The organism is Candidatus Methylomirabilota bacterium (assembly GCA_036002485.1).
In the GTDB taxonomy this organism is placed as follows: Bacteria; Methylomirabilota; Methylomirabilia; order Rokubacteriales; family CSP1-6; genus AR37.
On sequence record DASYTI010000155.1, the window covers coordinates 1 to 13524 of the forward strand.

13 protein-coding genes are annotated in these 13524 nt (G+C 67.5%); 6 read left to right on the forward strand and 7 right to left on the reverse strand.

Annotated features, from left to right (window positions below):
* Positions 1 to 154: 154 nt before the first annotated feature.
* From VGT00_14860 to VGT00_14885, 6 genes are all read right to left on the reverse strand, one after another.
* Positions 155 to 496, reverse strand: a complete 342-nt coding sequence (locus tag VGT00_14860; protein ID HEV8532699.1) for a cupin domain-containing protein — start codon at positions 494 to 496, stop codon at positions 155 to 157.
* A gap of 5 nt (positions 497 to 501) precedes the next feature.
* On the reverse strand, positions 502 to 1182 hold the full coding sequence (locus VGT00_14865) for a class I SAM-dependent methyltransferase (GenBank protein HEV8532700.1): 681 nt from the start codon (positions 1180 to 1182) through the stop codon (positions 502 to 504).
* A gap of 2 nt (positions 1183 to 1184) precedes the next feature.
* A complete protein-coding gene (locus VGT00_14870) occupies positions 1185 to 1757 on the reverse strand; it encodes a M23 family metallopeptidase (GenBank protein ID HEV8532701.1) in 573 nt (190 codons plus the stop codon).
* 1 nt (position 1758) lies between these two features.
* Complete coding sequence (locus VGT00_14875) at positions 1759 to 2766, reverse strand: uroporphyrinogen decarboxylase family protein (GenBank protein ID HEV8532702.1); 1008 nt, start codon at positions 2764 to 2766, stop codon at positions 1759 to 1761.
* Between the two features lie 162 nt (positions 2767 to 2928).
* Positions 2929 to 3909: a MaoC/PaaZ C-terminal domain-containing protein gene (locus VGT00_14880; GenBank protein HEV8532703.1), complete on the reverse strand. Its 981-nt coding sequence runs from the start codon at positions 3907 to 3909 to the stop codon at positions 2929 to 2931.
* Positions 3910 to 4033: 124 nt separating this feature from the next.
* Positions 4034 to 5884, reverse strand: coding sequence for an ASKHA domain-containing protein (locus tag VGT00_14885; GenBank protein HEV8532704.1), 1851 nt, complete (start codon positions 5882 to 5884; stop codon positions 4034 to 4036).
* A 110-nt stretch (positions 5885 to 5994) separates the two neighbouring features.
* On the opposite strand from VGT00_14885, the gene VGT00_14890 reads away from it, so the two are divergent.
* From VGT00_14890 to VGT00_14910, 5 genes are read left to right on the forward strand one after another with little or no spacing between them, the layout of a single operon-like run.
* Positions 5995 to 6921 (forward strand): ABC transporter permease, encoded by a 927-nt coding sequence (locus VGT00_14890; GenBank protein HEV8532705.1) that lies wholly within the window; start codon positions 5995 to 5997, stop codon positions 6919 to 6921.
* Positions 6890 to 7804 (forward strand): ABC transporter permease, encoded by a 915-nt coding sequence (locus tag VGT00_14895; protein ID HEV8532706.1) that lies wholly within the window; start codon positions 6890 to 6892, stop codon positions 7802 to 7804. The genes VGT00_14890 and VGT00_14895 overlap by 32 nt, the downstream gene beginning before the upstream one ends.
* 24 nt (positions 7805 to 7828) lie before the next feature.
* Positions 7829 to 9559, forward strand: a complete 1731-nt coding sequence (locus VGT00_14900; protein HEV8532707.1) for an ABC transporter substrate-binding protein — start codon at positions 7829 to 7831, stop codon at positions 9557 to 9559.
* A 33-nt stretch (positions 9560 to 9592) separates the two neighbouring features.
* Entirely contained in the window at positions 9593 to 10903 is a 1311-nt protein-coding gene (locus VGT00_14905) for an extracellular solute-binding protein (GenBank protein ID HEV8532708.1), read from the forward strand.
* Positions 10904 to 10925: 22 nt separating this feature from the next.
* Positions 10926 to 11672 carry an SDR family NAD(P)-dependent oxidoreductase gene (locus VGT00_14910; GenBank protein HEV8532709.1) on the forward strand — a complete coding sequence of 249 codons (747 nt, stop codon included), beginning with the start codon at positions 10926 to 10928 and terminating at the stop codon, positions 11670 to 11672.
* Positions 11673 to 11708: 36 nt separating this feature from the next.
* On the opposite strand, the gene VGT00_14915 is transcribed toward VGT00_14910, so the two are convergent.
* Entirely contained in the window at positions 11709 to 12575 is an 867-nt protein-coding gene (locus tag VGT00_14915) for an EamA family transporter (protein ID HEV8532710.1), read from the reverse strand.
* Between the two features lie 184 nt (positions 12576 to 12759).
* Here VGT00_14915 and VGT00_14920 point away from each other — a divergent pair.
* The coding region (locus VGT00_14920) for an SDR family NAD(P)-dependent oxidoreductase (protein ID HEV8532711.1) at positions 12760 to 13524 on the forward strand (765 nt) is incomplete at its 3' end.

The window sequence follows — 13524 nt, forward strand, 5'->3', positions numbered from 1 at the left end:
GGCTGAGTTAAGTTCGAGCTGAACGCCGGCCGGGGCCGCAGGCCCAGGTCGGTGTGAGGCGAGGGCTGAGTTAAGTTCGAGCTGAACGCCGGCCGGGGCCGCAGGCCCAGGTCGGTGTGAGGCGAGGGCTGAGCTAGGAGAAGTTACGTGTGGTCTACGGCCCCGGCGTCAGAGGCCCGTGCGAGATGACGAGGATCCGCACGTCGGTGAGCGCGCGCTCCGGGCCGTGCACGACGCCGCCGGGGACGCAGAAGTAGTCGCCCGGAGCGTAGACGATGGGCCCGACCTGGAACTGGCCCTCCAGCACGACGACCTCGACCGTCCCCTCGTGCAGGCTCTTCAGCACTTCCCAGCCCTGGGTGTAGCGGACCGCGATGGTCCGACCCTTGGTGTCCGGATCCTTGTTGAGCAGGAGACTCCAGGCCCCTGGGCGGTCGGGGAAGACCTGCCGCCACTCGCCGTCCTTGGTGCTCTTCTTCGCGATCGCGCCTCTCATGGCTCCTATCCTTGCGGCACCTCTCTGGGCAGATGGCCCCAGACTATCCAGTGCCGGTCGCTGGCCATCTCGCACACCAGACCGCCCAGGCCCCGCGCGCGGATATGGCCGCGAACCTCGCGCAGGGTGAAGGCCGCGCAGAGCGAATTGAAGAAGTCCCGCTTGAGGATGTCCGGCTCGTGGCCCGAGTATTTCTGGACGAGCCCCCACGCCCGCTCCGGCGACTCCGGCCGCAAGAGATCCATGACGAGCACGATGCCACGCGGCCGGCCCAGACGCACGACCTCATTCCAGAACAGGTATGGATCAGGAAGGTGATGAACGAGGCTGTTCGATACCACCGCATCGAAGCTTTGCAGACCGAGCGGGAGCAGGGGCAGCCGCAGACAGAGAGGCCGGACCCGATCGCCCACCTGCGCCTCCTCGACCGCCTGCTGGGCCAGCGCGATCATCGGCTCGGATCCATCCACGGCCGTGATGCGGAGGGCGGGGAGGGCGCGGGCGAAGCGCACCGGGATGTCCCCGGGCCCGCAGCCCAGATCCACCATGGCGCCCGACGTGACCTTCGGGAAGGCGCTCCGGAATCGGTCGACAAAGCCCTGGTTGACCTGGGCAAGGTCCGCGCGCGCATAGGCGAGGGCCTGCTCCTTGTCCACCATGAGCTCGGGCTCGGGAATGCGGTCCATGGCTATCGCTCGCTCGCCCGGTGGAGGCACGCGACGGGAAAGGTCAGGACCAATCGGTCGGCGGGATAGGCGCGAGTGTCATCGAAGCAACCCTCGGCGATCTTGAGCGGATCCTCGGTGCCCGCGAGATCGCCGTCCACGTGCGAGATGCAGGCGAAGGTACAGACCTCGAGATGGACGTGCGGAATGTTGAAGGCGCCGCCGCTCGTTCCCACCATGCCGATCTGCTCTCCACGGCTCACCCTCTGTCCCGGCCGCACGGTGACGCCCTGCAAGTGGCAGTACGCTGTCCAGCGCTTGAAGCGGCGATGCTCGAGGAGAACGCCGAGTCCACAACCCATGGGCCATTCAATGATACGGCTCACGGTGCCGTCGGCCGCTGCAAGAACGGCCGCGCCCACTTGACCGCCGAAGTCGACCCCGGCATGCGGCAGCCGCCTCGGACGACTGTCGGCGCCGTGGAGGGAGCGATAGGGGGAAAGGATGACCGGCGCGCCCAGATTCTGGGCAACGGCGGCAAAGGAGACGCTGAGCAAGCCCAGGAAAAGTCCCGTGGCCAGCACCCGCGCGCCCATCCTACTGAGGTTTGATCCCCATCAGCTTCACGCTGCCGCCGACAGACTGGATCAGGTCGATCAGGGTCGCGTCCGAGTGCTGGGTCAGGAGGACGCAGCCGGCGCCCAGGATGATACCCGTCCCGCTCGTCTGGGCGATGGCCTCCTGGGCCTCGGCCTCGGCGTCCGGACCCGTGCCGTCCTTGAGCGTGCTCCACTGGTTGAGGCCGCCCTGCACCGCTCCGGGCACCATGTCCTTGCCCTCGGAGAGCGAAGGGCCGGCGCGGCGATCGTCCCAGTTCCACACGTCGGCCGGGAGGGTGGCGAGACGGTTGAACATCAGCCGCTCCCCGTGACAGTGGAGCACGGTCAGCCGCGAGCCCTCGCGCACCGCTTCGAGGATGCGGCGGTCATGAGGCTCGCCGAAGCGCGCGTACTCTTCCTCGGTGTGGAAGGCATGGCTGGCCGCCTGCACCGAATAGAAGATGCCCTCGGCGCCCTCACGGAAGCAGGCTTCCATGAAGGCGAGGATGGTCTCGGTGATGGCCGTGAGGGCATCCTCGACGAGCCGGGTGTTTTCCTTGAGGTCGTAGTTGAGTCGGTCGCCCGAGAGCTTGCGGGCCAGCGACAGCGGGCTGAACACCGTCGGCACCACCGAGCAGTCGGCGCGCCGATCCACCACGCAGCGAAGGACGGACTCGACATGCGAGGCCCAGCCGGTGGATTCCATGGGCACCGGCCGGATTTTCTTCCAGTCATCATGTGTCTTGACCCCGTGGCTCGCGCAGGGACGATGGCCGTCGGGCGCCAGCTCCTCGCTCTCCACACAGCCCCAGTCCTCCACGGCATAGCCGCCGGCCGGAGTCACCTTGAGGAAGTCAGAGCCGTAACGCTCGTGGAAGCGCAGGGTGGACTGCGCGAGGGCCGCGGGCGAGCGGTCCACGGCGGGGAAGTGACGCCAGAACGCGTAGGGCGTCCGGTCGGTCGGCTCGCGCTTGATGGCGGCGAGCACGCGCTCTCGTTTAGTCATGGCCTCTTTCCTCTCAGCCCTCGCCTCATCGTGGATCCACTCAGCTCTCGTCTCGCGGCCTCGGCGCTCAACTCGAACGGCCACGCCTGCGGGATCTACTCGGGCCTCGCCTCGCGGCTTCGCCGCTCATCTCGAAGAGCGGGCCACGCTTCGGGTCGAACGTCAATCTCCGATCTCGATGAGGCCCTTGCTCACGGCAGGACGGCCGTCCTCCGTCAGGGCCTGGAAGGCGATCACGCGGCTCGCTCTCCCTGTCGTCTCGCCCAGACTCTGCACCGTGATCGCCGAGGGCAGGCGCACCATGCCGGTGAAGCGGCACGCGATGCGGCGCACCCGACGGGCGACCTCGGCCGGCTCGCGCCGAAGCACCTGCGTGACGGCGAGGGCGAGGGTGGCGGTTCCGTGCAGGATGATATCAGGCAACCCGGCGCCCATGGCGACGGCGCGATCCGTGTGGATGGGATTCCAGATGCGCGCGCATTCCGTGTACACGTGGGCGAGACCGGCGTTTATGGAGACCTTGGTAGACCACCCCTCCATTATCTCAGCCCTCGCCTCGCCGCTCTCCTCATCTGCCGCTCCTCGGGAGCGTCTCGGCTCGAACTTCGGCCCTCTCCCCTGAGGGGAGAGGGATGCTTTTGCATCCCTGTCTCGCACGGTGACGGTCTCGTCTGGCTTCCCTCCCGCTCTTGGGAGAGGGCCGGGGTGAGGATCGACAGATATCCCGCGATAGATGCTGCCGTACTCGGTGGTGGTGACCGGCTCGCCGCGCTGGTCGATCGTCTCGAAGCGCGTGACCTGGTAGGCGCCGGGGCTTCGCGGCTCGATCAGGGTCACCGTCGCGGTCGTCTCCAGCCGATCTCCCACCTTCACGGGGCGGTGGATGACGAGGTCGTGGGTGGCGTGCACGCTTCGCGCCGCCATCTCTTCCGAGGTCAGCGTGGCCCGCATCTCCACGGCCAGCGGCCACTCGTAGCACACGGAGAAGAGCGGATGCGCCACCAGTCCCTCGGGCCGCGTGGTGTCGAAATACTCCGGGGCCGTCTCCTCGAGCGCGGCGGCATAGGCCATGAGCCAGCGCGCGTCGATGTCATGAGCGTACGGTCCCGCCTTGCTGCCCACCATGCTCGCCGAGAGGGTCAATTCAGCCCTCGCCTCATCATGCTCCTCGCCTGCGGGATCTACTCAGCGCTCGCCTCGCGGCTTCGCCGCTCAGCTCGAAGAGCGGGCCATGCTTCGGCTCGAAAATCAATTCAGCCCTCGAAAATCATCTCGGGAAGTTCATGCAGTCCACGAAGATATCCTGGAAATCGGGATGCGCGGCCAGGGAGACGTGCTCGATGCTTCGCGCGATGCGCTCGGCGCGATGCCGCTCGGGCTCGGAGAGGAGGGCCATCTGGGCTCCCAGGGCCGCCGCATTGCCGACATAGCGGATCTTCGTTTCGGGCAGGGCGGGGATGAGGCCGATGCGGAGCGCGCTCCTGATCGAGAGATAGTTGCCGAAGCCGCCCGCCAGCATCAGCTCGGCCACCTTGTCATCGGGCACGCCGGCCACGTGCTGGAGCATGGCCGCGCCCGAGGCAATGGCCCCCTTGCAGAGCTGAACCTGCCGGATGTCGTCCTGGGTGAGCAGGATGTCCTGCGTAGCCCCCGCCTCGCCGGGGCGAGCCAGGATGATCATCCGCTCCTCTCCGCGTGTCGTCACCCGCGCGCGCAGAGGCGGGGGCAGACTCTCGAGGTGATCGAGATCGATGAGCCCCGTCCAGTCGATGACGCCGGCGTCCAGGAGGACGGCGATGGCGTCGATGAGTCCCGAGCCGCATATGCCCTGGGCGGCCGCTTCACCGATGGTGTGAAGGAGGAGATCGCCGCCCGCCAGAGCCACCCGGTCGATGGCGCCCATGGCCGCGCGCATGCCGTGGCGGATCTGCGCGCCCTCGAGGGCCGGCCCCGCGGGCGCCGAGCAGGCCCAGAGATGGTCGCGGGAGCCCAGGAGCACTTCGCCATTGGTGCCGATGTCGACGGCGATGCGGATCTCCGGCGTCTCGTCGATGCGCGTGGCGAGGGCGACGGCCACCGCGTCGGCCCCCACGAAGCCCGCCACGATGGGCAGGAAGCAGACGCGGGCCTCGGGGTTGACCTTGAGGAAGAGCTCGCGCGCGGAGAGGACGAGGGGGTGCCGCATCACCGGGGCATAGGGAGCAAGCCCGAGATGGGACGGATCGATGCCGAGGAGCATGTGGTGCATGCACGTGTTGCCGACGATGGTGACCTTGTAGATCCACTTGGCGGGCACCCCCGAGTCCCGCACGAGCGCTTCGACGTGCTGATTGAGCAGCCCGATGATGCGCGTCTGGAGCTTGCGCAGATTGCCCGCGTCGAACTGGGCGAAGGCGATGCGCGACATGAGATCGCCGCCGAACACGGCCTGCGGGTTGAGGCTCGAGACGGAGGCCATCTGCTCGCCCGACTCCAGCTCGAGCAAGGTGGAGACCACGCTCGTGGTGCCGATGTCGATGGCCAGACCGAACTTGTGCAGGTGGGTGTCGCCGGCCTCGATCGAGAGAATGCGGGAGCCGAAGGTCGCCACGGTGACCTCGCCGCCGTGCTCCCGCAGCGCCTGGGGCAGGGTCTTGAGCACCTCGGGGGCGCAGTCCTCCGGCGTCCGGCCCGTGGCGTCCAGGACCGCCTCGAGGTCGGATGTCTGATGATGCTCCTCGCTCGGGACGGTGACGCGGACCACGGCCTTGACGATGCCCGCCTCGATGCGCACGGGCATGGGCGCGCCTTCGGGCCGCTCGCCCCCCAGGATCTGGAAAGTTTGGTCGTCCACGGGCGGTGAGACCTGCACGGTGAGGGCATCGGCGACGCGGCACTGGCAGGAGAGACGATAGCCCTCGCGGACGAGGGCGTCGCCGAGCTGCACTTCGTCCATGATGGCGGGAGGCGGGATGGCGCCGGCCACGAGCTTGACTCGGCAGGATGTGCAGCGGCCGCGCCCGCCGCAGGTGGCCTCGATGTCCACGCCTGCGGCATGAGCCGCCTTGAGAATGCTCGTTCCTGCCTCGACGTCGAGCGTCCGCCCCGCCGGCAGGAGGGTGAGCGCCACCGTCGCCATGCGTTCGAAGATACCACTTCCCGCTTGACTTCCCGGAGGGCTTTGCCGATAGTGACCGCACCCGATGAACCCCAGGCCGCGCCCGGCCGGCAGCTGATCAGGGAGACCCGGTGCTCACGTACACCCTCCAGCGGCTCCTCTGGCTGATTCCCACCTTGCTGGCCATGGCCCTGGTGACGTTTCTCGTGATGCACGCCACCCCCGGCAGCCCCCTCGATCCCGTCGCGGAAGGCGCCAACCCGCTCTCCCCGGAGGCGCAGAAGAATCTCGCCGAGGCCTATGGCCTCGACAAGCCGCTCTGGGAGCAGTTCGGCATCTTCATCGCCAAGACGCTCCAGGGTGACTTCGGCCAGTCTTTCATCTACAAGACCCGGACGGTGAGCGAGATCCTCGTCGAGACGTTTCCCATCTCGCTGTTTCTCGGGGCTATGGCCCTGGCCATCGCGATTTCGGGGGGGGTCACCCTCGGCATCCTCGCCGCCGTCTACCAGAATCGCTCGTGGGACTATGTCTGCGTGAGCCTTGCCACCCTCGGGGTGAGCCTCCCCAACTTCGTCCTCGCCGTCTTTCTCATCGTGCTCTTCTCGTTCGTGATCCCGCTCTTTCCCACGGGCGGGTGGGGATCACCGCGGGAGTGGGTCCTGCCCGCCGTCACCCTCGCCCTTGGTCCCCTCGGCATCATCGCGCGCTTCACGCGCTCGAGCATGGTCGAGGTCATCCGCTCCGACTACATCCGCACCGCGCGGGCCAAGGGCCTGTCCGAGCAGCCCATCGTGCTCAAGCACGTGCTCAAGAACGCCTTGATCCCCGTGGTGACCTTGTTGGGGCCCATGTTCGCGGCGGTGGGGACGGGATCCTTCTTCGTGGAATCCATCTTCCGCGTTCCCGGCATGGGCCGCTTCTTCGTGCAATCCATGAGCGGCCGCGACTACCCGATGATCATGGCCGTCGTGCTCATCTATGGCGCTTTTCTCGCCCTCATGAACCTCCTCGTGGATCTCGCCTATGGCTTTATCGACCCCCGCATCCGGTACTAGTCTGGCGGCCGCCGCGGGCCTGGCCGCGGCGCCGTCGACGCAGACGTCGAATCTCTGGCGGGATGCCTGGCGCCGGCTCCTGCGCAACAAGCTCGCGGTGGTGGGTGGGGTGACGGTGATCCTGTTGTGCCTGGTGGCGATCTTCGCGGACTTCATCGCGCCCTACTCGTATACCAAGGCCAATTTCGGCAAGATCTACGAGTTTCCCTCGCGAGAGTTTCCCCTCGGTACCGATCAGCTGGGGCGTGACGTGCTCTCGCGCATGATCTACGGCGCGCGGGTGTCCATGCTCGTGGGCCTGGGCGCGCAGGTCATCGTCGTCATGATCGGGGTGCCCATCGGGCTGGTGGCCGGCTATCTCGGAGGCCGCGTGGACCTCCTCCTCACGCGCTTCATCGACGTGATGTACGCGTTTCCGCGGCTGCTCTTCGTCATCCTCATCATGTCCATGCTCGGGGCGGGGCTCATGAATATCTTCATCGCCATCGGGCTCACCGGGTGGGTGGGCATCGCGCGCCAGACCCGCGCGCAGGTGCTCTCCATCAAGGAAAAGGAGTTCGTGGAGGGCGCCCGCGCCCTCGGCGCGGGCTTTTTCCGGACCATCGGCAAGCACGTGCTGCCCAGCGCCCTCACGCCCATCGTGGTGTCGGTCACCTTCGGCATTCCCGAAGCCATCTTCACGGAGGCCGCGCTATCCTTCATCGGGGTGGGGATCAACCCGCCCACCCCGTCCTGGGGACAGATGGTGGGAGAGAATCAGCAGTACCTGCGGTCGTACTGGCATCTCTGCGTCTTTCCGTCCATCGCCATCGCCATCACCATGCTGTCCTTCACCTTCTTCGGTGACGGCGTCCGTGACGCCCTCGATCCGAAGATGAAGTAGGCCTTTGTCTAAAGGAGACACTCCATGCGCATATCCGACGAGCAGCTGGCCCTCTTCGAGCAGCGCCTGCAGGCATTGGGCCTCGGCCGGCGCGACTTCCTCAAGGTGGTGGGCGCCATGGCCGCCTTCGGCGGGCTGGGGTTCGCCACCCGGGCCGAGGCGGCCAAGCCGTTCAAGCTTGCCCCCGGCGAGAAGCTGGCCAAAGAGCAGCTCCTGCGCCTGGGCGGTGGGGGATTCTGGCAGAACGACCCGTCCAGCCATGACTACAACAAGGACCTCTACTGCGCGGGGGTGGCGATTCAGTACGCCGGCCTCATGAATTTCAACGCGGATTTCGTGGCCGAGCCATACCTGGCCACCAAGGTCCAGAGCAACAAGGACGGCTCCGTCTGGACCTTCACCATCCGCAAGGACAGCCGCTGGTCCGACAACTCGCCGATGAGCGCCCGTGACTTCGAGTGGTCGTGGAAGCGCCAGCTCGATCCCGAGACCAAGGCCCCCTATGCCGCCTTCCTCTACGACATCAAGAACGCCGAGGCCTTCAACAAGAAGCAGGTGACGAACCGCGACGAGGTCGGGGTCAAGGCCAAGGACGACTGGACTCTCGAGGTCACCCTCGAGGGTCCCCGCGGCTATTTCCCCGTGCTGGCCGCCTATCTGGCCGCGCTCCCCGCGCACCGCGGCGCCGTCGAGAAGCACGGCGACAAGTGGACGGAGGCCGGCAACATCGTCACCAATGGGCCCTTTGTGCTGGAGCAGTGGGAGCACAACAAGCAGATGGTGCTGAGGAAGAATCCGTACTTCTTCGGCGCCAAGGACGTGCACCTGGACAAGGTTGTCATCCCCATCATCCCCGTCCAGGCCGGCGCGCTTCCCTACGAGAACAATGAGCTGGACCTGACCTGGCTCCAGCCGGGAGACCTCAAGAAGCTCCAGAGCGACCCGCGCATGCAGCGGGATGTCTTCCAGTACCCGTATCCGGGCACCTGGTACCTGCTTCCCCAGGTGACCAAGCCCCCCTTCGACAACCTCAAGGTCCGCCGGGCGGTGGCCCACGCCATCGACCGCGAGAACGTGGTCAAGGTCAGCCAGGGCCTCGCCGTCCCTGCCTGGTCCATGATCCCCCCGGGCTTCCCCGGCGCCGTGGACGATCCGAAGATCAAGGCCATCCAGCGCTTCGACAAGAAGGCGGCCCTCGAGCAGCTCAGGGGCACGCCGTTCGAGGGAGGCAAGAACTGGCCCAAGATCACGCTGTCGATGCGCGAGGAAGGTCTGGGCTCCAAGCCGCTGGCCGAGGCGGTGCAGGCGGTGCTGCTGGACAGCCTCAACATGAAGACCGAGCTCGAGGTGCTGGAACAGCGGGTATTCCGCGAGCGCCTCTGGAAGCAGGATCTGCAATTCGTGTGGATCCGCTGGTTCATGGACTATCCGGATCCGCACAACGAGTACTTCGACACCTTCTACGGCAAGAAGACCACGGGCAAGCGGCAGGCCTGGGTCAACGAGGCCTTCGACAAGGAGCTGGAGGCCGGGCGCGACACGCGCGACACCAAGAAGCGGCTCGAGCACTACAAGAAGGCCGAGGAGATCATGCAGATGGACGTGGGCTACGTGCCGGTGGCGTGGGTCGTGCGCTTTGCCGCCACCAAGCCCTGGGTCAAGGGCATCGAGAAGAACAAGCAAGGACAGAACGTGATCGACGGCAATATCTACGTGGACATGATGCGGCACATCTACATCATCGAGAAGGGCTAGCCGGTCGAGGCGGGCACGGATGAGGAGAAGACCATGACGCGTGTCCTGGACCGGAGGTCCTTCATGGCCGCGACCGGCGGCGCGGCCGCCGGGCTGGCGGGGATCCTGGCATCGCACCGTGCCCCCGCCCACGCGCAGGGCACGACGCTGCATATCCTCCGGTGGAACGACTTCGTTCCGGCGGGCGATGAAGTTCTGGCCCGCCAGATGACCGAGGCCTCGCGTGTCTTCGGCGCCAAGGTCACCCTCGAGCGCATCAACGCCAATGATATCCAGGCGCGCGTGACCGCCGCCGTGTCCTCGGGCGCAGGCCCCGACATCATCCACATGCTCCACAACTGGGCCCATCTCTACGAGAAGAGCCTGGTCGACGTCAGCGATGTCGCGCAGGCGGTAGGCCAGGCGCAGGGCGGGTACTACGCGGCGGCCGAGGCCCTCTGCCGGGTCGCGGGAACGTGGCGGGCCGTCCCCCACGCGATCACGCCGAATCTCGTCGTCTATCGCAAGTCGCTTCACGACGGCGTCGGTGTCTCGGCATTTCCAAAGACGTGGCAGGAATGGCGCGAGGTCGGCAAGAAGCTCAAGGTCAAGGGCTTTCCGGTCGGTCAGACGGTGGCGCATACCTTCGGGGACTCGCCGGCCTTCTGGTACCCCTATCTCTGGTCGTGGGGTGGCAAGGAGGTCGAAGCGGACGGCAAGACGGTCGCCCTGGATTCGAAGGCCACCCTCGAGTCGGTGAAGTTCGCCGTCGCCTTCTGGAAGGACGCCTGCGACGAAGACGGACTCGCCTGGGATGACACGAGCAACAACCGCGCATTTCTCTCGGGGACCATCTCGGCGACCCAGAACGCGGCCTCCATCTACCTCGTGGCGCTCGGCGATCCGGCGAAGTTCAAGACTGACAAGGGCGGGCCGCTTCACGCCGACATGGGCCACGCGCCGCTGCCCGGCGGTCCGGCCGGCCAGTTCTCCTATCACGGCCCGTTTCATCACGCGGTGATGGGATACGGAAAGAATCTCAAGCTCGCGAAGGACTTCCTGAAATGGCTCCACTCCCGAGAGATCTACGAGCCCTGGTTCGTCGCCGAGAAGGGCTATGCGATCGCCACCACGCGGGTCTGGGAGGGGCATACCATGTGGAACCAGGACCCCGTGATGCTCGCGTTCCGCGAGGCCGCGCGCTCCTACCGGCTCTTCGGCTATGCCGGTCCACCGTCGGCGAAGGCCACGGAGGCCTTTTCCAAGTACCTGATCGTCGACATGTATGCCAAGGCCATACAGGGTCTGCCGCCCGAGGAAGCGGTGAAGTGGGCGACAGGAGAGCTGACCAAGGTCTACGGCTAGGGCGAGGAAGGAGGCGGCCGCCATGCGGATGAAGGACAAGGTGGCCATCGTGACGGGGGCGGGCTCGGGAATCGGGCGCGCCACCGCGCTTCGCTTTGCCTCCGAAGGCGCACGGGTCGTGTGCGCGGATCGGGAGCGAGAGGCGGCGCAGGCCACGGCCAAGATGATCGCGGAGGCCGGCGGCGAGGCGGTCGAGCTCGCCGTGGACGTGACCGAGGAGCGCGGCTGCGCTCTGATGGTCCAGACGACGCTCGATCGCTTCGGACGGCTGACCACGCTCGTGAACTCCGCGGGCGTGAGCGGGAAGCGGCGCGACGCCACCCCGCCCCTCGAGGAATGGACACGCGTGCTCGACGTGAATCTCAGCGGGACCTACCTCGCCTCGCGAGCGGCCCTCGAGGCGCTGGCGGCCAGCGGTCATGGATCGATCACGAATCTCGCCTCCATCTATGGTCTGGTGGGCGGCTCTCTCTCGCCCGCCTACGCGGCCTCGAAGGGCGGAGTGGTCAACCTGACGCGGACGATGGCGCTGACGTGGGCGCCCAAGATCCGCGTGAATTGCGTGTGCCCGGGCGTCATCGAGACGCCCATGACCAAGCCCTTCATGACCGATCCCGCCTGGGAGCAGCCGATGCGGGCGCGCCATCCCCTGGGCCGCTTCGGCCAGCCCGAAGACATCGCGGCAGCGATTCTCTATCTGGCGAGCGACGAGGCTGGTTTCGTCACCGGGGTCGCCTTGCCCGTGGACGGGGGCTACACCGCCGCCTAGGCCGCTCTTCTCGCGCCGATCCAAAGCGGAACTGGGTCAGCGCGCGAGGAGGAGACAGGCCGCTCCGGCCGAGGCGAGGAGCGCGGAGACGAGGCGACGCCGCAGGTCGGGCTCGCCGAAGAGCGCGCGCCCGAGCACCACCGACAGGACCGCGGAGAGGCGGCGGATGGCGTTGACGTAGGACGCGGGCGCCATGGTCAGGGCGGTGGTCTGCATCCCGGTCCCCGTTACCCCCAGGAGACCATAGGCGAGGAGAGTGATCAGGTTGCCCGGCGTGGCACTCCGCGCGAGATCCCGCGGGACGATGGCCATGGCGAGCAACGTGCTCAAGATCCCCGAGGCGCCGTGCGAGCACAGGAGATAGCTGGGCGGTCCGATGCCCATGGCCGCCCAGCGGTCCACGGCGCCGAGCATGCCGAGGAGGACGGCCGCCCCGAGGGCGTCGAGCGCGTCCCGGCGCGCGAGAAGAGTGTGGAGCCGTTCCGGCCAGCTCGAGCCGCCGGAGAGGCTCACCGTCCCCACCAGCGTGAGCCCGAGCCCGAGCCACCCGAGCGCGCTCGGCAGCGTGCCGCTGAGCAGGGCATCCGGCAGCAGGGTGAACACGGGACTCAGGGCGAGCATGGGCCCCACGATCGAGATGTCGCCGCGCGCGCTGGCGCGGGCCAGCAGGGCGTTCATGCTGATGGCCAGGGCTGCCGACGCGATGATGGCGGGCCAGACCCAGAGCGGGGCCGCGAAGCGAGCGCCGGTGAAGAGGAAGAAGGCCAGCCAGGCGAGGGCCGCGAGCAACTGACCCCAGGCCACGATGACGAGCGCCGGGATCACCCGTCCGCGTCCCTTGATGACGGCGAACTGGGCGGCCTGGGTCAGGGCCGCGCCCAGCGAGAGCGGGAACCAGGTCACGAGAGCGGGGGAGCGGGCGCTGAGGAACGTTCGATCGGATTTCTCGGGGACACGTGGGCTGGCAGACACCCTACCGGACGGGCAGGGTGGGGTCAACCACCCGTGGCGGTGGCGAGGACATGTCCGCGTGGGGCGAGCGGGGACGGCGCACTCGAAGTAATATGGACGGCCGGAGGTGAGACCGATGGGTCTACTCGATGGCAAGGTGGCGGTGGTGACGGGGGGCGGAACGGGGATAGGTCGCGCGGTGTCGCTGGGCCTGGCCGCGGCGGGTGCGCGCGTGGTGGTCAACGACTACGGCGTGAGCGTCGACGGCAGCGAGCCCTCGAGCGAGCCCGCGAACCAGGTGGTGAGCGAGATCACGTCGAAGGGCGGAAAGGCTCTGGCCAGCCCCGAGAGCGTGGCGACCATGGCGGGAGGCCGCGGGGTGGTCGAGCTGGCCCTGCGCGAGCTGGGCGGCCTCGACATCGTCGTGTGCTGCGCGGGGATCCTGCGCGAGCGCATGATCTTCAACATGACGGAGGAAGAGTGGGACGCCGTGGTGGCCGTCCACCTCAAGGGCCACTTCACGGTGATGCGGCCGGCCACCGCGCACATGCGCGAGAAAAAGGCGGGCAGCATCGTGACCTTTACCTCGACCGCCGGTCTCGAGGGCAGCCCCGGACAGCCGAACTACTCGGCGGCCAAGGAAGGCATCGTGGGCCTCACACGGTCCACCGCGCTCGCCATGGCCAAATACGGGGTGCGCTGCAACGCGATCTCGCCCACGGCGGACACGCGAATGACCCAGCGGCTCCCGAGCGAGCGACGGGGGATGGCCACCGCCACTCCGCCGGAAGCCATCGCGCCCGTGGTGACCTTCCTGGCCAGCGACCGCGCCGCGCACATCACGGGCCAGGTGATCGGCGTGCGCGGCACCGAGGTGACGGTGTTCTCGCACCCCGCCCCC